At 37.0% G+C, this 24,724-nt stretch carries 19 protein-coding genes and 1 pseudogene; 16 read left to right on the forward strand and 4 right to left on the reverse strand.

What is annotated here, in order from left to right; all coding sequences use genetic code 11:
• Positions 1–86 precede the first annotated feature (86 nt).
• Positions 87–635: pseudogene (locus Q8G36_RS17340) on the forward strand (helix-turn-helix transcriptional regulator); the annotation flags it as partial.
• Between the two features lie 76 nt (positions 636–711).
• Positions 712–1,344 (forward strand): type 1 glutamine amidotransferase family protein, encoded by a 633-nt coding sequence (locus Q8G36_RS17345; protein WP_054396774.1) that lies wholly within the window; start codon positions 712–714, stop codon positions 1,342–1,344.
• A gap of 609 nt (positions 1,345–1,953) precedes the next feature.
• Here the strand turns inward: Q8G36_RS17345 and Q8G36_RS17350 are convergent.
• Positions 1,954–2,613, reverse strand: a complete 660-nt coding sequence (locus Q8G36_RS17350) for a FadR/GntR family transcriptional regulator (RefSeq protein ID WP_305161143.1) — start codon at positions 2,611–2,613, stop codon at positions 1,954–1,956.
• Between the two features lie 278 nt (positions 2,614–2,891).
• Here Q8G36_RS17350 and Q8G36_RS17355 point away from each other — a divergent pair, with 278 nt between their 5' ends.
• The 12 genes from Q8G36_RS17355 to Q8G36_RS17410 all read left to right on the forward strand — a co-directional run bounded on the left by Q8G36_RS17355 (position 2,892) and on the right by Q8G36_RS17410 (position 15,033).
• Entirely contained in the window at positions 2,892–3,611 is a 720-nt protein-coding gene (locus tag Q8G36_RS17355; RefSeq protein WP_305161144.1) for a FadR/GntR family transcriptional regulator, read from the forward strand.
• Positions 3,612–4,095: 484 nt separating this feature from the next.
• The gene (locus tag Q8G36_RS17360) at positions 4,096–5,010 is read left to right on the forward strand and encodes a fumarylacetoacetate hydrolase family protein (RefSeq protein ID WP_305161145.1); all 915 of its coding nucleotides are present in this window, start codon (positions 4,096–4,098) and stop codon (positions 5,008–5,010) included.
• A complete protein-coding gene (locus Q8G36_RS17365) occupies positions 4,988–5,773 on the forward strand; it encodes an SDR family oxidoreductase (RefSeq protein ID WP_239858376.1) in 786 nt (261 codons plus the stop codon). The genes Q8G36_RS17360 and Q8G36_RS17365 overlap by 23 nt, the downstream gene beginning before the upstream one ends.
• Positions 5,774–5,950: 177 nt before the next feature.
• Positions 5,951–7,126: a pyridoxal phosphate-dependent aminotransferase gene (locus tag Q8G36_RS17370; RefSeq protein WP_305161146.1), complete on the forward strand. Its 1,176-nt coding sequence runs from the start codon at positions 5,951–5,953 to the stop codon at positions 7,124–7,126.
• Between the two features lie 41 nt (positions 7,127–7,167).
• Positions 7,168–8,418, forward strand: coding sequence for a dicarboxylate/amino acid:cation symporter (locus tag Q8G36_RS17375; protein ID WP_305161147.1), 1,251 nt, complete (start codon positions 7,168–7,170; stop codon positions 8,416–8,418).
• Between the two features lie 219 nt (positions 8,419–8,637).
• Positions 8,638–10,017, forward strand: coding sequence for an NADP-specific glutamate dehydrogenase (gdhA, locus tag Q8G36_RS17380; RefSeq protein ID WP_370694081.1), 1,380 nt, complete (start codon positions 8,638–8,640; stop codon positions 10,015–10,017).
• An 88-nt stretch (positions 10,018–10,105) separates the two neighbouring features.
• Positions 10,106–10,735, forward strand: a complete 630-nt coding sequence (locus Q8G36_RS17385; protein ID WP_305161149.1) for a fumarylacetoacetate hydrolase family protein — start codon at positions 10,106–10,108, stop codon at positions 10,733–10,735.
• 334 nt (positions 10,736–11,069) lie between these two features.
• Positions 11,070–11,498, forward strand: coding sequence for a MarR family winged helix-turn-helix transcriptional regulator (locus Q8G36_RS17390; protein WP_305161150.1), 429 nt, complete (start codon positions 11,070–11,072; stop codon positions 11,496–11,498).
• Between the two features lie 417 nt (positions 11,499–11,915).
• Positions 11,916–12,944: an NADH:flavin oxidoreductase/NADH oxidase gene (locus tag Q8G36_RS17395; RefSeq protein WP_305161151.1), complete on the forward strand. Its 1,029-nt coding sequence runs from the start codon at positions 11,916–11,918 to the stop codon at positions 12,942–12,944.
• 44 nt (positions 12,945–12,988) lie between these two features.
• Complete coding sequence (locus Q8G36_RS17400; RefSeq protein WP_305161152.1) at positions 12,989–13,732, forward strand: SDR family oxidoreductase; 744 nt, start codon at positions 12,989–12,991, stop codon at positions 13,730–13,732.
• A 188-nt stretch (positions 13,733–13,920) separates the two neighbouring features.
• A complete protein-coding gene (locus Q8G36_RS17405) occupies positions 13,921–14,556 on the forward strand; it encodes an SDR family oxidoreductase (protein WP_305161153.1) in 636 nt (211 codons plus the stop codon).
• A 102-nt stretch (positions 14,557–14,658) separates the two neighbouring features.
• Complete coding sequence (locus Q8G36_RS17410; RefSeq protein WP_305161154.1) at positions 14,659–15,033, forward strand: nuclear transport factor 2 family protein; 375 nt, start codon at positions 14,659–14,661, stop codon at positions 15,031–15,033.
• 213 nt (positions 15,034–15,246) lie between these two features.
• Here the strand turns inward: Q8G36_RS17410 and Q8G36_RS17415 are convergent, their stop codons facing one another.
• From Q8G36_RS17415 to Q8G36_RS17425, 3 genes are read right to left on the reverse strand one after another with little or no spacing between them, the layout of a single operon-like run.
• Positions 15,247–16,509, reverse strand: coding sequence for an extracellular solute-binding protein (locus Q8G36_RS17415; RefSeq protein WP_305161155.1), 1,263 nt, complete (start codon positions 16,507–16,509; stop codon positions 15,247–15,249).
• 22 nt (positions 16,510–16,531) lie between these two features.
• Entirely contained in the window at positions 16,532–18,100 is a 1,569-nt protein-coding gene (locus Q8G36_RS17420) for a response regulator transcription factor (protein ID WP_305161156.1), read from the reverse strand.
• 17 nt (positions 18,101–18,117) lie between these two features.
• Positions 18,118–19,911 (reverse strand): cache domain-containing sensor histidine kinase, encoded by a 1,794-nt coding sequence (locus Q8G36_RS17425; RefSeq protein WP_305161157.1) that lies wholly within the window; start codon positions 19,909–19,911, stop codon positions 18,118–18,120.
• Positions 19,912–20,718: 807 nt separating this feature from the next.
• On the opposite strand from Q8G36_RS17425, the gene Q8G36_RS17430 reads away from it, so the two are divergent.
• Together Q8G36_RS17430 and Q8G36_RS17435 are read left to right on the forward strand one after the other, a co-directional pair.
• Positions 20,719–23,262, forward strand: coding sequence for a TIM-barrel domain-containing protein (locus tag Q8G36_RS17430; protein ID WP_305161158.1), 2,544 nt, complete (start codon positions 20,719–20,721; stop codon positions 23,260–23,262).
• 147 nt (positions 23,263–23,409) lie between these two features.
• Positions 23,410–24,609 (forward strand): hypothetical protein, encoded by a 1,200-nt coding sequence (locus tag Q8G36_RS17435; RefSeq protein WP_305161159.1) that lies wholly within the window; start codon positions 23,410–23,412, stop codon positions 24,607–24,609.
• Positions 24,610–24,724 lie beyond the last annotated feature (115 nt).

The raw sequence follows: 24,724 nt of genomic DNA on the forward strand, positions 1-24,724 counted from the left end.
AAAAAAGTTATGTTACATGAGTTAACAATTAAAAACGCAGTTTCAATGTTAGAGTCTAATTTCAAATAAAAACTGGGAGTAAACCTTTTTTGAAGGAGTTGGAGCAGGCTGTAGCTGACGGGTACTCAGTAAAAATTCTTTACCATAAAAGTGGCGAAAAGCAATTAAATTATAGATTGGTCGATCCGTACAGAATTATCTATTGGAATAATAAGTGGTATGTGATTGGATTTTGTCATCTTAGGGATGATATCCGTAGTTTTAGAGTAGATCGAATTGAAAGTCTAATGCTAACCGAAAATAAGTTTAACCGGCCAGAAAATTTTTCAGCACGTGACTTTTTTATGAAAAACCTCCTTCCAACTATAGAAGATAAGGGAGGGAATACTTCTTTAGTTATTAATGGGAATACAAGGACGTTGGGAGATATTTGCCAACATTGGTTTTTAGGACATTATTTACAAGAACGGACTTCAAATCAAGCAGTATTTCTTCTTGAAAAGGATATGATACATACATATGTACCTTATTTACTTTTACCGTACGGTAAATCTATTCAAGTTATTGAGCCAATAAGTCTAAAGAAAAGACTTATTGAAGTTCTGTCGGAATTAATAAAATTTCATCAAGTATGATAACTTCCCTGACGTTAGCTGTCAGGGAAGTTATATTATAATTGGCTATATCAATTGTGATTGGGAGTGTTATTGGATGCAAACAAAAAAAGTTTATCTATATGTATTTAACACAATGTCAGACTGGGAATATGGATATTTAATTGCCGAACTAAACACAGGAAGATATTTCAAAAAAGATATAGCACCTTTAAAAGTAGTTACAGTAGGAGCTAATAAAGAAATTATTACTACGATGGGGGGACTGAGCATAAAACCAGATATTCCCCTTGATGAGTGTACTCTTGAGAGTAAAGATCTTTTAGTTTTGCCTGGAGGGAATACTTGGGGAGAAGTTATTCATCAACCAATCATGAAAAAAATTGGCGAAGCTTTAAAGCTTGGCACTATTGTTGCTGCAATTTGTGGTGCAACTGAGGCCCTTGCGAATATGGGGTACCTAGATTCTAGAAAGCATACAAGCAATAACTTAGAGTATATTAAAATGGTTTGTCCTAATTATAAAGGAGAAAAATTTTATGAGATGGGACCTGCGGTATCTGGTGAGAATTTGGTTACTGCATCAGGAGTAGCTCCTCTGGAATTTGCGATGGAAGTACTGAAAAAATTAGATGTATTTGCACCAGATACATTACATTCATGGTACAACCTAAATAAGACTCACAAACCTGAATACTTCTTCCAGTTAATGAATTCAATAAATAGATGAGCTAAAAAAATCAACTTAGCAGATTTATATTAGTTTAAATAATTACCATGCTTTAGACAATGTCAAAGCATGGTTTTTGAATATAACTTAAAAATGCTTATGGAGTAATGAAAAAGCCCAATTTCTCTTAATTAACGGTGAAGTTGGGCTTTTTAGTATTGAAAATTCCTTAACGTTGTAAATCCGCATTTTCCTGACGGTACCCCTAATTGTATTCCTTATGGAACTAACGGGTGCTTTACTTCAACAAGGAAGATTACTGAGGCAGCCTTTTCCTATGGGACTAAAGGGACGCAATACCCCTTCTTCAGAATGAGAAGAGGGAGTATTGTTATGTAGATGATTGTCTTCTATAGCCAATAACCAATAAAATTGTTCTGATAAAAAGATTGCATCCACCTGAATGGGACATAGGTTCCTCATGGAATCTGTTCATATGTAACCATTCCAAATAAATTATAAATAAAATTCACTTGATTTTAGATCGATCCGTTCCGTAAAGTACGTTACTTTTCTATGAGAGGCATTACTACTCTTTTTTGAAAAAATGCATTATAGCCTTATAATCTCGGTTGGGCTTAAATAAAGGTAATTCTTATTACCTTGATATTAGATTTGAGGGTTCGTTTTATCCAACTTAGATAATTCATGAAATAATTCCTTTAATCTTGTCTCATTTCTTTCTATATAACAGTCAAAAAAGACATCAAATTGTATGTTCAAATTAAGGGTACAAAAATAATCATTTTCTTCTAATACGTTATAATTATTTAACCATAAGGAAAGGAAAAATGGATTTTGCAAACCGGTAGCAATGTATTCTATCCATTTTGGAAAGTCAGACCAGAAATCACCTGTAAATTTAAGATTCGATGTGTTCTCAATTAGTTCCTTATTTGATAAACCAAGAGAGAGGGATAGTGAGACAATCTGCTTGGAACACATAATAAATACCTCATAGTAATTTTGTAGATTTGTGTGGTCCAACTGTTGTTTTATTAATTGAGACGGAATCAAAAATGGAGGTGGATTATCTACAAATGTTCCTTCTCCCTGTCTTGAATCGAGGTATCCTAAAAGTTCAAGACTTCGAATACCTTCTCTGATTGATGAACGACTGACCCCTAATAATTCACTTAAATTTCTTTCGGTAGGAATTTTGGACCCCTCAGTTAGTTGCTCGTATTCAATATATTCAACAAGTTGAGTTATGACCTGTTGATACATTTTGGGGGGCTGTTGAACTTTATAGTTTCTATCTTTTTTCACTTAATGAACCTCCTGGATAGTAGATAATTAACAATAAAATGAATATTAAACATTAATCGCTGACTAAACATGTTTAGGTGTAATCAATTGAATAGGGTGAAATACAGAGTGTTTTTATGTTGGTTCTATATAAACCTTATTTGATAACAAATCCCTACATATACCATTTCTCTTTGGCTGTTATGTAAATTATATATGATTATATAGTATAATAATTATTAGTTATAAATGATACTTTAAAATGGTTTAAGCTTATTAACTTTAGAAGGTATAAAGAGGTGACAAGATTGGTACTTAAAAATATTAAGAAAAAAAATTTATATGAAGAGATTATCTCTGAAATTATTCAATATATTCAGGAAGAAAATTTGAAACCGGGTGATAAGCTCCCTACTGAAAATGAATTTGTAGAAATATTTCAGGTAAGTAAAACAGCTATTAGAGAGGCGCTTAGTGTTCTTGTAGCTAAAGGGATTATAGAAAAGCGTTCAGGTGTTGGCAGTATATTGAAAGGGATAAATGGTAGTACCTTTGTTGAACCCATCACCCAGAAGCTTATGATGGAAGAACAAACGCTAAAGGAAATTCTTGAGTTCCGTAGGGGAGTTGAAGTAGAGTCTGCTGCCCTAGCAGCCCAAAGAGCTACTAGAGAGCAACTAGAAGCAATTGAAAATGCCCATTTAGAATTAATTGAAGTGAATTGTAATGGAGGAATTGGGATAGAAGAAGATTATCGCTTTCATTCTTTAATTATTATTTCCTCTGGAAACTCTATTTATGAAACCATATTTGATATGATTTCTCCAACATTTTTAGAAGCATTAAAAGTCAGTAAGAATCAATCTAAGCGATTATCAAAATCATATTTAGAAGAGGCACACCAAGAACATGAACGGATTCTTAACGCCTTGAAGAAAAGGGATGCAGTAGAAGCTCGATTAGCTATGCTTGATCATCTCGAAAAAAACGAAATTAAAATTTGGAACAATGAGCTTTAAGAGCTTTAAGTTTTTGAATTGATATTAGAAGGTATTACATTATTTGCGATGGTTTTACTTAAAAAAGGTAAGACCACTATATTTTCTTTTTTTCACAAAATATTATTTGATTTTTCATTTCGTATAGAAACAAGCATCAGACTTGTTTTGTTTTACAAGAAGTTCTATAACGTTTTTTAGTATGTCACCATAATTGAAATTATTTTTAAAATCAGCCAAGGCAAACAAACTGCTTGGCTGCTTTTTATGTCTTTTAAATTACTTTAAGTAATATTTTCTTCTACATTTTAGAAAGAAAAGCCCTTGCTATATATAATTAATCTCTAAAATTTATCAATAATAATCGTTGATTTACGAAATTTATAAAAAATAAAATACTTTACAAATTCAAATTGTCTTTATATTATGAAAATAGATAAATTAATATGGTCAGACCATATTAATTTATACTGACTTATCCAAAAATAAGTAGGAGGAATATTCTATGAAATTAGCAACAATTCAGCGTAACGGAGAAGAAATGGCGGGGCTTGTAGTTCATGATGGAATTTTGTTGATAGAAGATTTAAATACTAAATTTAATCAGGAATGGTCAACAGACTTATTTGAAATGATTACTTCTAACCAATTAGATGGGATGAAACAATGGTATTACTCAGAAGGTAAAGAAAAAGTTGCAGAACTAGGAGACATTCTAATTCCTTTTCAAGAAGTAGAGTATGCACCTATATATCGTCATCCAAGAAAAATTTGGGGAATTGGTTTGAATTATGTAGAGCATGCAGCTGATTTAAACGAAAATGCACCGAATACAGAACCTGCAAGCTTTCTAAAACCGGATACTACCATTATTGGTCCCAATGATACGATCAAAATTCCTTTGCAATCTGAGAGAACAACAGCAGAAGCAGAGCTTGGAATTGTTATTGGAAAGGAATGTAAGGATGTGTCTGAAGAAGATGCCCCTAATGTAATTGCTGGTTTTACTACCATAATTGATATGACAGCAGAAGATATTTTACAGAGAAATCCTAGATATTTGACTCGATCGAAAAGTTTCGATACATTTTTTAGTTTTGGTCCTCACCTGGTTACACCTGAAGAAGTTGAAGAAGTAGTAAATTTAAATGTTTCTACCGTTATTAACGGAGAGGTTCACCGGAAAAACATTGTTTCTAACATGTCTTTTCTTCCTTGGCATTTAATATCTTTCCACTCTAAGGTTATGAAATTATTACCTGGTGATATCATCTCTACTGGTACTCCAGGAGCTGTCGTAATACGTGATGGGGACATCGTAGAATGTCATATTGATGGGTTTGAAAAACTGGTTAATCATGTAAAAGATTTAAAACTTAAAGGGGAGGTAACTACGCATGGAATTGAATCTTACAAATAAAGTTGCCCTTGTTGTTGCATCAAGCCAAGGACTCGGAAAGGCTATTGCAACACAACTAGTCAAGGAAGGCGTAAATGTCATGCTAACAAGCAGGGACAGCGTAAAATTGAAAGAATTACAGCGTGAACTTCACTCTTTGGGTAAAGGAAGGGTTGAATATTGTCAGGCTGATATTACAAATGTAGATGATATCCGATTGTTAGTTAGGAAAACGGCAGAGACATTTGATGGAATCGATATTTTAATTAATAACGCAGGAGGACCTCCTAGTGGTAAGTTTGAACAATTCTCCGATGAAGATTGGGAAAAGGCATTTGAACTAAATTTGTTAAGCTATATCCGTTTAATTCGTGAAGCTTTACCTCATCTCAAGAAACAAGGAGGACGCATTATCAACCTAGCTTCTTCATCAATTAGGCAACCTATACCGGGACTTATACTATCTAATACCTTTCGGTTAGGAATTGTAGGATTAACTAAAACTCTAGCTGAGGAATTAGCTCCATTTAATATACTGATTAACACGGTTGCACCGGGTAGAATTGCAACAGACAGAGTAGCATTCCTGGATCAAATCAAAGCAGATAAGCTTGGGACTACACGTGAAGAAGTGGCAAAAGCATCACAAGAAACGATCCTGCTGAAGCGTTATGGAACTCCAGAAGAGTTTGCCAATGTGGTGACATTCTTGGTATCAGATGCAAGCACATATATGACAGGAAGTTCCTTCTTAGTTGATGGAGGTATGTTAAAGTCCATCTAAGAATAACAAAGGATTTTTCATTTTCATAGTAGATCATTAGGATGCAATGCTTATAAACGAAACCATACTTAGGTTGAAACAGAATGTCAGCCAGAAGTTAGATTAAAAAGCAGTGATATTAAGGTCAATACCGATAATACCACATAAAAATTTATCCTGATAAATATGAGGAGATGTATGAATTTGCAAAGTGCTACTATGCTACAAGCATTGCCTGAGTCAAAAACTCTTTCAATTTTAAATAAAGTTACGCTTCTTAAACAAGAAGGTCACGATATTATTAATTTGGCTGGAGGAGATCCAGACTTTAATACGCCAAATATGATTATTGAAGAAGCAGAAAATGCCATGAAATTAGGGATGACACACTATGTAAGTAGTAATGGAATTCCAGAGTTACGTAATGAGATCGCTCATAAGTTAAAGACTGAAAATGGAGTCAATTATGACCCTTCCCAAATTATTGTAACGGCAGGGGGGAAACCAGCGTTATATGTTGCGTTAAAAAGCATAATAAATCCTGGTGACGAAGTATTAGTTATCAATCCAGCATGGGTAAGCTTTGAACCGTTAATAACTATGGTTGGTGGACATGCAGTTTCAGTAGATTTAAATCCTAATGATCATTTTAAACTTACAAAAGATTTACTGGATGCTGCTTGTACTGAGCGGACAAAAGCTATTATTGTAAATAACCCAAATAACCCAACTGGTAGAGTATTAACTAATGAGGAATTTCATAATCTTAGGGATGTTGTGATAGAGAAAGACCTAATTATTATTGCTGATGAAGTTTATGAAAAGTTGGTTTATGGAACACATCAATTTACTTCGCTTGCGAGTATACCTGGACTTGAAAATCTTACTATTACAGTACAAAGCTTCTCCAAGGGGCATGCCATGACTGGATGGAGATTAGGTTATTTAGCATTGCCAAATGAACTTGTACCTGCTGCTTCTAATATACAAGGGCATCTCGCAACATGCACTCCAGCATTTATCCAAAAAGCAGGAGTCGTAGCTCTTAAGGAAGCGAAAGAAGAAGTAGAACACATGCGTAGCATATATGATAAACGTATTAATCAAGTAGTGACTTATCTAAATCAAATTCCGGGTGTTATATGTCCCCATCCTGAAGGCGCTTTTTATGTATTTCCAGAAATCAAATTTCGCAACTTCGATTCAATTGAACTTGCCAATTATCTTCTGGATGAAGCTAAGGTAGCAGTTACTCCAGGAATAGCATTTGGCTCTAGCTATATGCATAACATTCGAATTTCATGTGCTATGTCCGAAGGGGAACTTGAGGAAGCATTAAGCCGCATAGAAAAAGCACTTAATAAGATAGAGTAAGCTAAGCAAAACCACACCTTACTATTGAAAGGGGATAGGTAATGCAAGCTCTTAGAAGAATTCCTTTATGGCTCCAGATTTCCATTGCTCTTGTATTAGGTTTATGTTTAGGATCGATAAGTAAAACCATAGGGATAGAAGCAAAAATTTTAGGTGATGCTTTTATTCATATGATTAAGATGACAATTGTACCATTGATTTTCCCCCTAATTATATTAGGGATTGCTCAAATAAAATCAACCGGATCATTAGGTAGGCTTTCTCTAAAAGCCATTATCTATTTTGAAATTGTTACAACTTTAATCATCGTTATGTCCTTACTGCTTGCTAATATGGTGGACCTTGGAGTTGGAGCTGATTTATCAGGGGGAAATATGAAAGCTCTAGAGGGACTTGAGGCCAATAAAATTGACTTTAGAGAGTTTATTCTTCATATAATACCTTCTAATATATTTGTAGCCTTTTCAGAAGGGAATATATTAGCCATTGTCTACTTTGGTGTTTTCTTTGGCTTGGCTTTACGTTCCCTAAAGGGAAAAGCCAAACCTATAGAGGATGTTCTTGAGGCCCTTTCTAAAGTAATGTTTAAAGTTTTAGATTATGTCATTAAATTCTCTCCACTTGGTGTTTTTGGATCTATTGCTTATAGTATGGCTACTTACGGTTTCGAAAAGTTAAGTACCTTGCTTGATTTAATTTTAGTAACCTATGCTGGGTTAGCTATAGTTTTGTTAATCATTTTTCCCATAATTGCTCGTATCTATCATATTCGGTATTGGGAGTTAATTAATGAAATAAAAGATTTATTATTAATTGCTTTTACAACACGGAGCTCCGAGTCTGTATTTGCCCCTCTTACAGCACGTTTAGAAGGATACGGTGTCAAAAATTCAGTAGTATCTTTTGTATTGCCTCTTGGCTATTCATTTAATCTCGATGGTGGAATGGTATACATGGCTCCTGCTATTTTGTTTTTAGCTAATGCCTATGAAATTCAACTCTCGCTATTAGATCAGGTTCACATTATCCTTTTACTTATGCTACTCACAAAGGGTGTTGCTTCCGTTCCTTCAGGAGTAATTGTTGTGTTGACAAGTGTTTCTGTTGTGATAGGGTTGCCAATGGAAGGTATTGCATTACTTATGGCCGTTGATTTCATAATGGATATGGCACGAACTGCGACTAATGTGGTAGGGAATGCATTGGCTACAGTAGTTATAGCCAAATCGGAGGGAATGTTTCACAAAAAAGAATTCGAAGTTGCTGAACAAGAGAAAATAAGAAGCTCTTAAGACTTGAGCACGCTTCCGTCATATGTTTAGCCATGCAACTTCAATGAATATTCATTTTCTTGAATCTGATGTAAGCGCCTTCTTTTCAATGTGATGTTTATCTAATATTCAGATTGTTTCTTTCGGCTTTAAATTATATGAAACTATTATTTACAAGTCTATATAAATACAAGGGAATTTTCCTGCCTATATAACAAAAAGAGGAGTGAAAAAGAATTGATAACATCACCAGAAGTCCGAAAAGATGATCTACAAGTGGCTAAAGAATTTGTAAGTAAAGTGTACGCACAAGTAAAAGAGCGTAATCCTCATGAAAGTGAATTCCATCAAGCGGTAAAGGAAATTTTCCGTTCATTAGTTCCAGTATTTGCAAAACATCCAGCCTATATGAAAAATGGGATATTAGAAAGACTCGTGGAACCGGAAAGAATGATTACCTTCCGTGTCCCTTGGATCGATGACCTTGGGAATATACACGTGAATCGTGGTTTCCGCGTGCAGTTCAACAGCGCAATTGGACCATACAAAGGTGGTTTACGTTTCCACCCGACAGTTAATGCTAGCATCATCAAGTTCCTTGGTTTCGAGCAAATCTTTAAAAACTCGCTTACAGGACAACCTATCGGCGGCGGGAAAGGCGGATCTGACTTCGATCCAAAAGGAAAATCAGACGCTGAAATCATGCGTTTTTGCCAAAGCTTTATGTCAGAATTAGGTCGGTATATCGGACCGGACACGGATGTACCGGCTGGCGATATCGGAGTTGGAGCAAGAGAAATAGGATATCTATTCGGTCAGTATAAAAAGATGCAAGGAAGCTATTACGCAGGTGTTTTAACTGGTAAAGGGATAAGTTATGGCGGAAGCTTTGCGCGTACAGAAGCAACTGGATACGGAACGGTTTACTTCGTCGAAGAAATGCTAAAAGATAAAGGTTTACAGTTCCACGGAAGCACTGTCGTTGTTTCAGGATCTGGTAATGTTTCTATTTATGCAATCGAAAAAGCTACACAGCTGGGTGCTAAAGTAGTTGCATGCAGTGACTCCAATGGTTACATTTACGATAAAAATGGCCTAAACTTAGATACAGTTAAACGCTTAAAAGAAGTAGAAAGAAAACGTCTGAGTGAGTACGTCATTGCGCATCCGGAAGCCGAATACAATGAAGGAAGTTACGGTATCTGGTCTGTTTCTTGCGACATCGCCCTTCCGTGTGCAACACAAAATGAGATTGATGAAGAAGCAGCCAAATTGCTGGTTAAAAACAACTTGAAGGCAGTAGGTGAAGGTGCCAACATGCCTTCCACCCTTGAGGCTATTGACATATTCCTTAATAATGGCGTCTTATTCGGACCCGCTAAAGCTGCCAATGCGGGTGGGGTTGCCGTTTCTGCACTTGAAATGGCCCAAAACAGTGCTAGAATGCCTTGGACATTTGAGGATGTCGATGCCAAACTTCACGGTATCATGAAAAACATTTATAAAAACAGTGTAGAAGCATCCGAAACATACGGGGAGCCTGGCAATTTAGTTGTCGGAGCAAACATTGCTGGTTTCCTTAAAGTAGTAGATGCTATGTTGATTCAAGGTATACTTTAAAAGTAAGATCATGTAAAAGGCGGCCCTATATGGACCGCCTTTTTTTAAAAAAAGTAAATTTTCTAAAAAGAAAAGAGTGAGTTTAATAATGAAAGACGTTAAAAATATCTATTGTGTAGGCCGAAACTATGCCTTGCATGCAAAAGAGTTGAATAATGAAATACCAACTTCCCCTTTTTTATTTTCAAAACCAACTCATTCGCTTGTGGAAGCTAATGGACAGTCCATCACGTTACCGAGTAATCAGGGTTCAGTTCATTTTGAAACTGAACTTGTCATACATATCGCAAAACAGTACGAATCAGGAATGAAAGTAGATGAAATAGTGGATGCCATGGCCATTGGGTTGGATTTAACACTAAGAGATGTTCAAACACAGTTTAAAAAAAAACAGCATCCTTGGCTTTTGGCTAAAGGATTTAAAAATTCAGCTGTTGTTAGTGAATTTATTCCGTTTATAGGTGTTGAAGCATGTAAACAATTAGATTTTTCTCTTTTTAAAAATGGAGAGCGTGTACAAGTCGGAAATATTATAGACTTACTTTTTGATTTGCAAACGATTATAGAATTTACAGCAGAGCATTTTGGGCTTGGGAAAGGAGATATTATTTTTACCGGTACTCCAAGTGGTGTCGGTCCTCTTTCAGATCAAGACAAGCTTTCACTAAACTGGGGTGGAAATGAAGTGGGATACTGTTCAGTCACACTACATCCATGAAAAAGAGCAGTCATTTTTGACTGTTTTTTTTCGTGGAGATTTCTCAATCTTAGACAAAAAGAAGAAACTCGTCTAAAATAAGGAGAAACAATTAAAGTATAAGGGGGATAAGGATATATAGAAAAGAAGTGGGGAAAACTCCTCCATTTAAGTTCAAATAAATATGGCACGTACTTCATTCAAAAAGCTTGACCATTAAAACCTGATTAAAATTAATTCTTAATGAAGTATTTTAGAACTTAGTCTTGAGCACTATATTTAAAAGATAACGATAATCATTTAAAGTGCTATATTATAATAATAAATAATATAGGATAGAACAGGTGGAATGTGCATGAAAAACAACCCAGAAAAGGAGTATTTAGATAATTGGCTATCTATTACTAATATTCAAATGAGCATTACTAATGAGCTAGAAAGTACTTTGCAAAAAAATCATAACCTGTCGTTAAAAGAGTTTTACGTTCTTTACTTTTTATCTCAAACAAGCGATAAACAATTGAGGTTACAGCAATTACAAGAGATGGTAGGATTAAGCCAAAGTGCTATATCAAGGCTGGTAGGTAGGCTCGAAGCAAAAAGTTGTGGGGCATTACAAAGACATATATGTGAAGATGATCGTAGAGGTATCTACACACGTTTAACTACATTAGGTGAAGAAAAACTAGAGAGAGCCTTGATTACTATTCATGAAATTCTGCACTCTGCTTTTTCAAAAGGAAACCTTCAACGTGAGTTACAATCTTTAATTCAGAAATTATAATGTAATCTTCTAAGTTTATTTTAAACAAGGCAGTTACTTCTATTTATTTAGATATGAATCAGTTGTTACTTTAGCCTAGTTTGGTTCACTGGAGCTATCTTTTATATAAATCTTAATGCTGTGTGTATAGTGTTTATCACTTAGATTTATATTGTGGGTTGACAAAGATGAATGAATAATGTTAAATTAAATGCGTGCGCATGCATATAATATTGCTTCTCCTTTAAATTTATATGAGAAACGTATAAGTTGACAAAGAGAAAAAGCTATTGTAAATTAAATGCACGCGCATGCATTTAAAAGTGTTGAATTTATATGTTTTAAGTTTACTAAATCGTATAATTTAACATGCATAGGAACTATATGTTGTGGTTAACATTTATTCAATTAATTATTTAATAAAAAGGAGTTTTTAGCATGGAACATTTATTTAGTACTTATAATCTAAAAGGATTGGAATTAAAAAACCGTGTTGTCATGTCACCGATGTGTCAATATTCAGTTGAAAAGAAAGACGGCATTGCGACAGACTGGCATTACCTACACTATGTAAATCGAGCAATCGGTGGAGCTGGTTTTATTATGATTGAAATGACAGACGTTGAACCCGATGGTCGTATTTCAGACTATGATTTAGGGTTATGGTCAGATGAACAAATTCCTGCTCTAGCACGAATTGTAGAAGCTTGTCACCGTTACGGAGCCAAAGTGGGTATCCAGATTGCTCACGCCGGTCGCAAAGCAAAAGACGCAGAAGTACCGGTTGCGCCTTCAGCGATTCCATTTGATGAAAAATCAAAAACACCAAGAGCTCTTTCAACAGCTGAAGTCAAAGAAATGGTAGAAAAATTCCGTAAGGCGGTGCAGCGTGCAGTAAAAGCCGGATTTGATGCTATTGAAATTCACGGCGCTCATGGTTATTTAATTCATCAATTCCACTCTCCGTTAACGAATAAACGAGATGATGAGTATGGACAAGATCTCACGAAGTTCGGCCGAGAAATTATTGAAGCAGCGAAAGCTGAAATTCCAGAAAACATGCCATTAGTGATGCGTATCTCTGCCAAAGAATATGTAGAAGATGGATATGATATTAACGGAAGTATCGCATTTGCGAAAGAATATCAAAAAGCAGGAGTAGATATCTTTGACATCTCTTCAGGTGGCGAAGGTCAGATTGCTGCTTGGGGAAAACCGGGTACCCATGCAGCTTACCAAGTGCCACTAGCAAGAGAAATTAAGAAGGCTCTTGATGTTCCTGTCATTGCAGTGGGAAGATTAGATGACCCTGCATTAGCAAATGCTGTAATTGGAAATGAAGAAGCAGACCTTGTAGCTGTTGGCCGAGGCATGCTACGTAACCCTCATTGGGCATTAGAAGCTGCAGCTACATTGAAAAAAGAGACGATTGTGCCTACACAGTACGCAGATGGTTTTAGAAGATAAGTTGAAGTAACAAAAGGTACAAACCTAAAGGAGGAGTATAAAACATGTCATATATTCAAGATAAAGTAGTCATCATTACAGGATCTTCAAGTGGTATTGGGGAAGCAACAGCGCTTCATCTTGCGAAGAATGGGGCCTCTGTCGTTCTAGCTGCTAGAAATGAAGAGAAACTAAAAAATCTAGCAGATAGAATCAATAAAGACGGGGGAACGGCTTCCTATAAGGTGACAGATGTTACGGTTAAAGAAGATGTTCAATCTCTTGTGGACTTTACAGTAGATAAATTCGGAAGAGTGGATACGTTAATTAACAGTGCAGGGATGATGTTGTTCTCCATGTGGGATAACGCTCATGTAGACGAATGGGAAACGATGATCGATCTAAACGTAAAAGGTGTGCTGTATGGAGTAGCTGCGGTCCTTCCTCATATGAAGAAACAAGAAGGCGGACAAATCATTAATGTAGGTTCCATTGCCGGTCATGCGATTGGTGAAGGCCATGGAGTGTATAGTTCTACAAAGTATGCAGTAAGAGCGATTACCGAAAGTTTACGTAAAGAGGTATCAGTCAAACATAATATTCAAGCTGTTTTAGTTTCACCAGGTGTTATTGCAACTAATTGGCAGGATACAGTGACAGATGAAGATGTAAAATCCGTACTGGGAGAATTAAATAAGGTAGCTATTGACGTAGACTATGTAGCTGAAACAATTGGATTTGTGGTTAATAAACCTGCAAACGTCATGATTAATGATGTGATTGTCACACCTACAGCTCAGGAATGGTGATGTAGTAATTCGAAAGAAATACTTCTGATTACGAAGCAAAGAAAGGTAATTTGCCATACTTGATTTTGTCTATAGGAATGAGACAACTAGTTTTACACTTATAGTTTGGTTTAAACTTACTAGATATTATATGGTCAGACCATATTAATATCATTTTATCATTAAAAATTATTTTGGGAGGTTTTTTCATGAAGGTATTAGTAGTAGGAGCTAATGGTCGAGTAGGTTCATATCTTGTTGATAAACTAGTTGAGAAAGGTCATTTTGTTTACGCAGGAACGAGAAGAGATAACCTCACAAGCAATTCGAGCAATGTTCGTTATGTTCATGTAGATTTATTATCTAGTCCTGAGGTAATAGCTGAAAATATGCATGACGCAGAAGCCATTTTCTTTGTGGCTGGTTCTAGAGGAAAAGATTTATTGAAGATTGACTTAAATGGCGCTGTCAATGTGATGCGCGCTGCTGAAAGCAAGAAGATAAAAAGATTTATTATGCTTAGTTCCGTATTTTCTCTTGAACCAGACAAGTGGGGTCAAGCTTTTCTAAAAGATTTAACAAATTATAATATTGCTAAACATTTTGCTGACCATTGGCTGATTAATAATACCAAGCTAGACTATACAATCTTACAGCCTGGTGCTTTAAAAGAGGAGCCTGGATCTGGAAGTATAGATGTCAATATTGATCACCCTGGTGAAAATGCTATAGAAAATGTAGTGGACACATTAGTCCAAAGTTTGCAAGATCCTAATACCATTGGAAAAGTCATCACAATGAGCGATGGTAAAACTCCTATAGCAGATGCTTTGCGGAATTTATAAGAATAGCTTTTCCAGGTTCTAATTAAATAAAACGAGCCTGAGTTAGAAAACTTTATTATCGTTAAGTAGACTATTTATAACTTAAAGGAGATTGAGGAAAAAATGAGCAAAACACCAATAAAAGATTACGATGAGATTATTACAGTAGTGAATAGGTATATTGAAGGCCTTATTTCAGGTGATAAAGAAGTAGTAAAGCAAGCTTTTCATAAAGATGCAACGATGTATGGTTACAACACAACTGATGGCTTTTTAGGAGGACCTATTGATAACTTATGGGACTTCATGGATAAAGCTGGTCCTGCAAAGAATCTTAAGTCGAGAGTGGATATTTTAGATGTTGAAGGAACGATTGCTTCCGTTCGTGTAAGTTTAGAAAACGATGCATATGGCGAATCATACACTGATTTTCATCAATTACTTAAATTAGACGGTGGTTGGATTATTATATCAAAGTTATTCCATCTGCATTCGTAAAAAATAATTTCTAAATAGAATCATAAGCTCGTCTCAAAAATAGAGGGCTGTCCACTATTTTTGGGACGGGAATTAAAACCTTTTAAACAGTCAGATTGGTGATAATGATGGGTAAAAGAGTAGATAAAACCAACGTAATGAGAATCCTGGATTGTTGACTTACAAGCTGTGCAGGGACAAATTCAAGTGAAGAACTAGATATAATGATTCTAATCACGAATCAGCTAAGAGCTTATCTATTTCAGCTGCCGCACGGTCTAAACCATCCTTAACAGACAATTCACCTTCAAATATTTTATTTAAATACTCACAGTACACTTCGTCAATTTTACTCCAGTTCTTAACTTGGGGCCATAAAAAAGCATTCTCAGCGGCCTCCTTATAAGGATTAAGGTAAGAATTATTAGGTATTTTCATAGCTTTGAATGCATCTTGGTTAGTTGGCATCAATCCAGTTTGCGCCATAAGAAGTTGCGCTTCCTTATCTGTCATCCATTTCATAAAAGTCCATGCCGCAGATTGTTGTTTACTGCCCTTCATAATAACTAGGTTTTCTCCGCCAATAATCGAAACAGGACCTTGATCATGTGGAAACGGTACTGGGATGGTCAGCTTTTGAGCACGATCCAATTCTGCTCCATCCAATAGGCTGTAGAACCAAGGCCCTTCGTCTGTCATAAGTATATTTCCGGATTTTACTCGTTCAAAATTTTTGTCATCACCGGATTGATCAGGAAGATTAATGAGTCCTTCTTTATAAAGTGATGTCAATTGCTCCACAGCATAGATTGTTTCTTTGCTGTTTAAATATCCGGAAGCCTTGTTGAAATTCTTATCGGATATGGCTCCACCAAGGGTGTATATAAATGGAATCGTATCCCAAGGTTCCAATCCTCCGAGTCCGATCGAAAAGCGATGATGATGCGCAATCTTTATCACTTCTTCCATTGTGCGCGGAGGCTTTGAATAGCCGGCTCGTTTTAGAAGCTCACGGTTAAAGATCGCAGTCTTTGTGTAAATATTAAGTGGTAGAGAATAATAATTCTTTTTGTAATAACCTCCAGCCATCGCATGAGGAGAAAACCTGCTTTGGATATCTTGAAAATCTGGGAACATGTTTAACGGTTCAAGAAGCCCTTTATGTGAAAATTCAGGAACCCAGGCGATATCAAGCCGGACCACATCTGGACCTCGGTTGGAAGATGCGCGTCCTATTAATGTGTTCTTTAATTCGTTATTAAATGCAAGGTTGATCGACTCGACCCGCATGTTCGGATGCTCCCGCTCAAAAGCAGGGAGCAACTCTTGTTCTAACAGCTCGGTTTCTTTGTCGTTGTAGGTGTGCCAAAACGTAATAACTGTTTTTTCATGATTCTGAAGCGTTTGAACCTGCTTTGGATCGGAAATCATCGAATGACTTTTACAACCTGCTAACAATACGAGAATCAGTAAATAGGCTACAAGCTTCCATCCCATAACGATAACACCCTTTCTTAATCTAGCCAATCTTGCTCACCTGGTGTTTTTCCCTGTACGCCATTGGAGTTAAACCGGTTACCTTTTTAAACACTTTGCTGAAATATTTTACGTCTTTAAAGCCTGCGGCTTCAGCTACATCGTAAATTCGATTTTCATTTTCCACTAATAGGCGCTTCGCTTCCCTGATCCGCAGATCAATCAGATAATCGACAAAATTTCGGCCTGTTTGTTTTTTGAAATAGAGACTGAAATAACTTTTACTGAGATGAACGATATCTGCTACGCTCTGCAGTGTTATGTTCTCGGTATAATGGGCAGCTATATTTTCCAGAGCCTTCTTTATTAATTCCTCGTCATATCCATTATCAATCAGTTTTGGTGTTAAGGTAGTCCTGATTTCTTCTAGTTGGCAAACCAGCAGGGATACCATTTGATCGATTGTCTCCGCTTGGAAAAGCAGATCATGCCGCTCTGGGAGCATTGATTCATCAGCTCTGAGCAATCGGTACGTGCCCGTGAGAAGGCTGCACGCCTCCTGCTTTACTTGTTCTGGAGTCAGGGACCCGCCATTCCAGCGTTTAAGCGCATATTCAATTGCTGATGAAGTCGGATCTCCATTGCTGATCATTTCGAAGAATGGCTTCCAATCATGGATTTTTTTATCGATTCTTATCTTTTCCAAACCGGTTTCCGCACCGTTCATATGATAAAATCTGCCTAGCCCTTCAAAAAAACGTCTTTGGCAAGCTGAAAAACTGTTAGTAAATCCCTTAATAATGCTGTTTATACCCCGCTCTGGCACTATACCTGCTGATGTTGAAACGTCCCATTCCTTTTCTACTAACTGCTTCCACTGAAGGAGCTGCTGCTGCTCTGCTCCATTAAGATCAGGTAAAATGAGAAACATACTGCTTTCAGCGACAATCATTGCGGTCCCTATCTCGATCTGCTCATAAAACCTTTTCTGCCATTCCTCCAATAGGAACTGCATATAGAGAAAACCGTGATTTTCCCTCCATTCCTCAGCACCATCCAGCATAAGATAAACACAAGCATAGGAATGTTCCAGCCATGCAGGCGCCCACTCGGTTGAAGAATAGGAGGTCTGCTCTTGCACGATCAATCTTTTCATTTCTTGTTCGACACGTTTTCTTTCAAGATAGACGGCCTCTTGTTGATAGTGATTCAGTTCAGAATCCTTTTTCCGTTCTTCCTTCAGCATGGTTATACATCGCCTGAGGACGGCAAGAAGGTCGTCCTTTTTTAGGGTTAGCTTCAACAAATAATCGACCGCGCCGAGTTTAAGCCCTTCTTTTACGTATTCAAAGTCACTGTAGTTGCTAATCAGGATTACTTTGAGCCATGGGTAAAGCTCTAGTGCTTTCTTCGTAAGTTCAATGCCTCCTAACAATGGCATTTTGATATCGGTAATAAGAATATCATAGGGTTGTTTTTCAAGTGCAGATAGGGCTTCGGCACCGTTGGCGTATTGGTCATCGACCGTTATTCCTTCCTTTTCCCAATCAATAAATGAGGTAATTCCTTTCCGGATAACAGGCTCGTCATCCACTATAAGAACTCTAAACATATTGTTCCTCCTGTGCATTAATTTTTTTGTGTCAGCTCCCAATTTTTTAATATAATACGCACTGTAGTCCCTTGTTCTGACCCGCTGGAGATCGACCATTCCCAATTGTGAGTGTAATATAGCCGCAGAGTGTCAAAGATATGACGTAAACCGATGCCGATTTTTCCTTTTTCAACAGCAGTCACCGGATCATTCAATTCTTTTACCTTATCATCACTGATGCCTAAGCCGTCATCGGTTATAAGAAATTCTAAATTCCCGTCATCAAAATGAATCTTAATCGAGATTTGTCCGTCTGTATTCTTCGGAACAATGCCATGGAATATCGCATTTTCCACCACTGGCTGAAGCAGCATGCGGGGGATAAGGAGCCTTTCCGTACCTGGTTCTATGTCTAACGCTAAATGGAAGGTTTTTTCGTAGCGAAGCTCCAAAATCACCAAATACTTCCGGATTATGTCCAGTTCCTCCTCAACCATAATGATGCTGCCGCTTTTGCCCATATTTGCTTCCAACAAATGGGTGAGTGCCGACAATACGTGAGAAGCGCGCTCGTTTTGATTCGAATCAATAAGCCAGCGCAGGGTGCTAAGTGTGTTATAGAGAAAGTGGGGATGAACCCGGTGCAAAACAGCCCGAAGCTCAGCATGGTGCTTTTCACTCTGCTCAGTTTCCACCTGCTGCATTAAATTGACGATTTCAAAAAGCATTTCGTTAAATTGCTTACTTAAAAAGCCGATCTCATCAGAGGAATCTACATTCGCTCTCGCTTTTAGATCACCTTGTTGAACTTGAAGCATGCTCTGGGACAGTTGTCTGATAGGCTTCGTTACTCTGCCGGTAATGAAAAGCCCAATCCCAATGGCAAGCAAGGAGAAAACTCCGGCTGAAACGACGATCCAGGATTGGAGACGATCCAACTGTCCGCTGATCTCATGGATCGGAACAGTACCTAATAGCATCCAGCCATTGCTCAGTGACTGCTTGACTCCGTAATAAGGGATGCCATTCGCGTCAAATTCAAATTCAACAGCATCATTACCAACAATATGGTGATACAAATCAGGATTTTCTACCTTCTTATTGATGCTGTCTAAATTCGAATCAATCATGATCATTCCGTTCTTATCAACAACAAAAAATTTTCCTGTCTTCCCAAGTTTTAAGTGCTCAATTGTATTAAGAATAGACCGTCCGTCTAAATGAACCTGTACAAGTCCGATATTGTTCAGCGTGTCAAAATCCTTCAGGACCCTGCCGACAGGAAGGATTAAGTCCGTATTAATTCCGCCCCCGTTGAAATCGTCATACTGAAGCCCTTGCCAAACCAATTCTCCGTCCTTTTGTTTGGCTTCCTTTACCCATTCCTGTTCTGAAAGCTGTATTTTTTTTAGTCTAGCTTCGGAAAAGGTTCCGCTGCCCCAGCCACTGCCTTCCTCTTTCAGCACATATACAATTTTGACGAAGGAGTTGGAATAGACGTAATTATTCAGCAATGTATTAATGTATTCGGAATTTCTTCTTTGATCGTTAGATGTATTGCTATTTAATTCTAATGCAGCTTGCTGGATGTTCTCATCACTGCTAATAAAATCAGAGGTATCGATTCCAACATTTAATATGAAAGAGAGCGACTCCGCCGTCTGTTTGGTAATTTGAACGGTGGACTCCCGCACGTTTTTCTTTAAGATCGAATTAGACTCCCAGTAAAAAGATAATGAGATAAAAAGTGTCGATATCAAAATCACAAGCAGAAAGGCCACGATGATTTTAGTTGAAAAGCTTCTATATAAAAATTTTTTTCGGAACATGAAACCCCGCCTTATTCGTTTCTTACTATTAATCATTGTAAAGGGTGCAGAGAGCGATTGACCAAGGAAGGTTTTGGAAAAGACCCTTGCTTATCTGTTATTTCACTATAAATATATCATTTTTCTCCTTCGTCAGATGTGGAGGTGTTTTATTTTGAGGAAAGACCGAAAAATTTTACCCCTACAGAATTAGCCGTAAAAAGACTAAACTAATTTCCATAATCTTCATTTAAAACCTTAATAAGGAAAAACCACTCGGGTAAGCGTCATATTTTAAGCAATACACGAAAAATAAAAGATTGACAAACCCTTATGGAAGCAATCAAAGAGAAAAGTCCTTTAGTTCTCATAGCCTATCATTTTCTAAAAATATCCATTTCTTCAGCCGGAAACTTGGCGTTTCCTTCTCGAATGTAAAGAAAATGTAAAGCTATTCCAAATCAAGATCCACGCTATTTTAAACCATTTTGAAGGAACCTTCTCGAGCATTTTTATGATAATTTGAGAGCCATTCAAATTTCAGGTAGGAGTTTTAACCGATTGTTCAAGACTCTCTTAGTTGCTAACTTGGTAGTGTGCCCGGGAAACAAAAGATGCGCTTGATTGAAAAAGAAAAGAGAATGGAGAGATGTTCGAAAAAATTTTGATGTGAAGACTTCCTAGAGTTGAAATCATTTATTTTTTTATTTTTATCGTAGAAGGTGAGAACAGTGAAATGAATGTAAGCATCTTAGCTGTCAAGAAGAAAGAAGTTCTAATGAGTTAAAGTGAGCTTATTAATAAAAAAATTTTATTAGAGGTGGAAGCATGAACTTACCGAAAAAATATTTAAAAATGATCGCAAGTGTATCACTTGCAGCTACTATTTGTTTAACTGCAGCAGCTCCAAATGCTCTAGCTGTTACACAGCCCGAAGCAGACACACCTTTAGCTCAGGAAAATCTTCAAAAGCTTTCTGTTCAAGGAGTTGAGAAGCTTTCAAACGGTGTCAAATTGGACTTAGGATCAAATGATGCGTACATTCGATTATTTGACAAAGATTTTGTAAAAGTTTCTGTATTAAATAAAGGTGAAAAAGAATTCGAATCTAGAGGGATTGCCAAAAAAGAATCTGAATGGGATACTCCAAAATTTAAAGCAATCTCTAGCTCAGATACTTATACGCTAAAAACAAATGAACTTACGGTTGAAATTAAAATGAAGCCATTTGGTGTACGCTTCCTTGACAAGCAAGGAAATGTCATCAACGAGGATTATGTAAATCAAGACCAAACATCAGGATATGAAAACGGAAAGCCTTATGTATTTAAGAAGACAGATAAAAATGAAGATTTCTATGGCTTCGGTGAGCAAGCCGGCGTGGAATTCAACAAACGTGGCGATAGCATCGGCATGTGGAACACAGATGCTTACTCCTATAATAAAGATACAAAATATGTGTATACATCGATTCCGTTTTTCATTGGGTTAAAAGATAAAAAAGCATATGGTATTTTCTTTGACAATACACATCGCTCCTACTATGAAATGGCCAGCGAATCTGATGATTACTACTATTTCTATGCAAACGGTGGTAAGTTAACGTATTACTTTGCATACGGTCCAGAAATTGGCGATGTCGTTGACCGCTATACAGATTTAACAGGTAAAATGGAAGCTCCGCCAGAGTGGTCATTGGGTTTACACCAAAGTAAATGGGAATATACAGCAGATGAAATCGTAAATGTTGCTAAAACATACCGTGAAAAACAAATTCCATTAGACACTATGCATTTTGATATTGACTACATGGATGGTTTCCGTGTATTTACATGGGATGATCAATACAAGCAAGCGTTAAAACAACTAAAATCTATGCCTGGATTCCATGCTATCGCAATCAACGATCCAGCTGTTAAACAAGATGAAAACTATCGCATGTATCAGGAAGGTACAAAAAATGATTATTGGGCGAAAAACGCAGACGGAACCCCGTTCATCGGTCCGGTATGGCCTGGGAATTCTGCTTTCCCTGATTTCTCTAAACAAGAAGTTCGCGATTGGTGGGCTAACAACCATGATACCCTATTTAATGAGGGAATTGACGGTATCTGGAATGACATGAATGAACCTGCCGTATTTATCGACACGGACAAAATGTACCATACGTTGCCTTTGGATGCCTATTTTGGTACGGAAGATAACAAAATTATGCATACAGAGTATCATAACTTATACGGTCATGATGAAGCAGATGCTACTCATCAAGCATTTAACGTGCACAAACCTGGTACTCGTCCGTTTGTGTTAACACGTGACATGTATGCAGGTACACAGCGTTGGGCTGCATTATGGACAGGTGACAGTGAATCGAACTGGGAACACTTGCAAATGTCAATCCCGATGATCTCTAATATTGGTCTATCAGGTGTATCATTCGTTGGTACTGATATTGGCGGTTTCGCTAAACGACCAGACTCAGAGCTGTTTGCTCGCTGGATGGAAGTAGGAGCTTTCTATCCATTCTCGCGTATCCATTATGATAGTGATGCAAAATCTGAAATTAAGCAAGGTCAAGAACCTTGGGCATTTGGTCCAGAAGTTGAAAAAATCAGCAAGAAGTATATCGAATTACGTTATCAATTACTTCCTTACTTATACAATGAGTTCAAGGAAGCAACTGACAGTGGTAAACCGGTACATCAACCGCTTGTTTATCAATTCCAACATGATGAAAAAACAAATGATATTAGTGACCAGTACATGTTTGGTGACTCTATGATGCTTGCACCGGTTATAACAAAAGGTCAAACATCTCGTAGCGTTTACTTACCACAAGGCGTAAACTGGACAGACTATTGGACTGGTGAAGAATACAAAGGTGGACAAACTCTTACTGTAGATGCTCCGCTTGGTCATTTACCGATTTTCGTGAAGAAGGATTCAATGATTCCAAACCGTGAAGTACAGCAATACACAGGTGAAAAACCTTTAACAAACCTTGTGCTTGATACGTATTTAGACAATAACGCTTCATATACGTTCTACGAGGATGATGGTGCAACAGAAGATTACAAACAAGGTGAATACAACGAAACATCATTTGAAGTAGAACGTAAGGGCAATAAAATTACATTCAAACAAAAACAAGAAGTTAAAAAATTCAAAGAATCAAAATTAGAGCAATACACATTGAAATTAAACAATGAAGAAAAGCCATCGAGAATTCAAGCTGGAAACAGCAAATATCAAGAGGTTGGTTCTCTTGCGGAAACACAAGGAAAAACAAATACCTACTTCTATGATGCAGAAGCAAAGGTTCTTTATGTAAGCATCCCAGCTGATGAGAAAAAAGAAGTTCAAATCCGATAAAAAAAATTGAAAGTTTAGTAGGAAGAAGAGGGTGACCAATAAAACTATGTTAGATCCTATTGAGTCACCTTCTTCTTTATATAAACGAATAAACTAGTCATCTCATAAAAATATTCGGGAACGAAAGTTAGAAATGAGGATGGTCAAGTGAAAAAGCTAAATAAACTATCTGCTGGCATTATAACAGCAACATTGCTATCAATTTCTTTTATACAACCTATACATACAACATTTGCTGCTTCAATAAAGAATGAACAAGCTGAAAAAGGCAGTAACCAAAATGGATCTAAACAAACAACATTACATGATAAATCATCTTGGGATAAAAGTTCATTATCATTTACCACTGAAAATGTAACTTGCAATGGCATTTCTGCCACGATAAAAAATGGCCAGGACTCACAAGCTATGCAGGGGGAAGCTGCGTATGAGGTTTACTGGTCAGCAAATGGTAATCCTAAAGATGGCGAGGTTGTTTACACTGGAGTTTTTAACGCGTTACCATCTGGTGAAATACAGGAATTAACGTATACACCAGATCAGCTTATGGACGGAAATTATATGTTTAAAGCTTATCAGCGTCCTGGCCATACAGGAAAGGGAGAGTTGTGGAGCGGGTCCATAACGATAAATGATAACGCTGGATTGACTGAAGATATTGAATCACAGCGACCTTTCGATCAATTTTTTAAGACCAGTGTTAGTAGAGGAACAGCAACATTTACGGTCCCTGAAGGCATAGATCCAATTGAGATTAATTTTACAAGTTATGTTTATCCTGAAGGTACAGTACCTCAAGAAGACGGAAAACCGTATGAGGGGCAGATTAGCTTTGATAACGTCACGAACGTATATGGACCAGGTACATATACTGTCGAGGTTGATTTGCCGAATGGATACTTTCAGACAGATCTATATTTAGGATCTGAAATAGAAAAGTTAACTGAATGCGGACACCCGATGGATAAAATCATTGATGCAGATTATGGTCTAAATCAAGAACCACAGCGTCCGCTTGACCAGTATTTCCATTCAAGTGTTGACAAAGGAACGGCTACGTTTACGGTCCCTGATGGAACCGATCCAATCGAGATTAGTTTTACAAGTTATGTATATCCTGAAGGAGTAGTTCCTCAAGAAGACGGAAAGCCGTATGAGGGTCAGACTGCCTACGATAATGTAACAGATGTCTATGGTCCGGGAACCTATACAATTAACGTTGATTTACCGGAAAATGGGTATTGCCAGACAGATCTTTATATAGGACCTGAGATAGAAAAATTAACAGAAACTGGACATCCAATCGAAAAAATCATTGATGCAGATTATGGTCCAAAAGCTGATTAATAACATACTCACATGCATGTTAACCAACGAAGGTGAGTAATAGGTTCTGACTAAGTTCAATTAGAATTTAGTCAGGCTTCTCTTGTAAAATAAATGAATTTCTTACCTCCTATGT

The sequence above is a fragment of the Peribacillus frigoritolerans genome (assembly GCF_030676415.1).
GTDB lineage: Bacteria > Bacillota > Bacilli > Bacillales > DSM-1321 > Peribacillus > Peribacillus frigoritolerans_A.

What these genes read in the sequence shown, in the direction of transcription:
- Q8G36_RS17345 (WP_054396774.1), top strand. Translation starts at nt 712, where the DNA reads ATGCAAACAAAAAAAGTTTATCTATATGTATTTAACACAATGTCAGAC.
- Q8G36_RS17360 (WP_305161145.1), top strand. Translation starts at nt 4,096, where the DNA reads ATGAAATTAGCAACAATTCAGCGTAACGGAGAAGAAATGGCGGGGCTT.
- Q8G36_RS17365 (WP_239858376.1), top strand. Translation starts at nt 4,988, where the DNA reads ATGGAATTGAATCTTACAAATAAAGTTGCCCTTGTTGTTGCATCAAGC.
- Q8G36_RS17370 (WP_305161146.1), top strand. Translation starts at nt 5,951, where the DNA reads ATGAATTTGCAAAGTGCTACTATGCTACAAGCATTGCCTGAGTCAAAA.
- Q8G36_RS17375 (WP_305161147.1), top strand. Translation starts at nt 7,168, where the DNA reads ATGCAAGCTCTTAGAAGAATTCCTTTATGGCTCCAGATTTCCATTGCT.
- Q8G36_RS17385 (WP_305161149.1), top strand. Translation starts at nt 10,106, where the DNA reads ATGAAAGACGTTAAAAATATCTATTGTGTAGGCCGAAACTATGCCTTG.
- Q8G36_RS17390 (WP_305161150.1), top strand. Translation starts at nt 11,070, where the DNA reads ATGAAAAACAACCCAGAAAAGGAGTATTTAGATAATTGGCTATCTATT.
- Q8G36_RS17395 (WP_305161151.1), top strand. Translation starts at nt 11,916, where the DNA reads ATGGAACATTTATTTAGTACTTATAATCTAAAAGGATTGGAATTAAAA.
- Q8G36_RS17400 (WP_305161152.1), top strand. Translation starts at nt 12,989, where the DNA reads ATGTCATATATTCAAGATAAAGTAGTCATCATTACAGGATCTTCAAGT.
- Q8G36_RS17405 (WP_305161153.1), top strand. Translation starts at nt 13,921, where the DNA reads ATGAAGGTATTAGTAGTAGGAGCTAATGGTCGAGTAGGTTCATATCTT.
- Q8G36_RS17410 (WP_305161154.1), top strand. Translation starts at nt 14,659, where the DNA reads ATGAGCAAAACACCAATAAAAGATTACGATGAGATTATTACAGTAGTG.
- Q8G36_RS17415 (WP_305161155.1), bottom strand. Translation starts at nt 16,509, where the DNA reads ATGGGATGGAAGCTTGTAGCCTATTTACTGATTCTCGTATTGTTAGCA.
- Q8G36_RS17420 (WP_305161156.1), bottom strand. Translation starts at nt 18,100, where the DNA reads ATGTTTAGAGTTCTTATAGTGGATGACGAGCCTGTTATCCGGAAAGGA.
- Q8G36_RS17425 (WP_305161157.1), bottom strand. Translation starts at nt 19,911, where the DNA reads ATGTTCCGAAAAAAATTTTTATATAGAAGCTTTTCAACTAAAATCATC.
- Q8G36_RS17430 (WP_305161158.1), top strand. Translation starts at nt 20,719, where the DNA reads ATGAACTTACCGAAAAAATATTTAAAAATGATCGCAAGTGTATCACTT.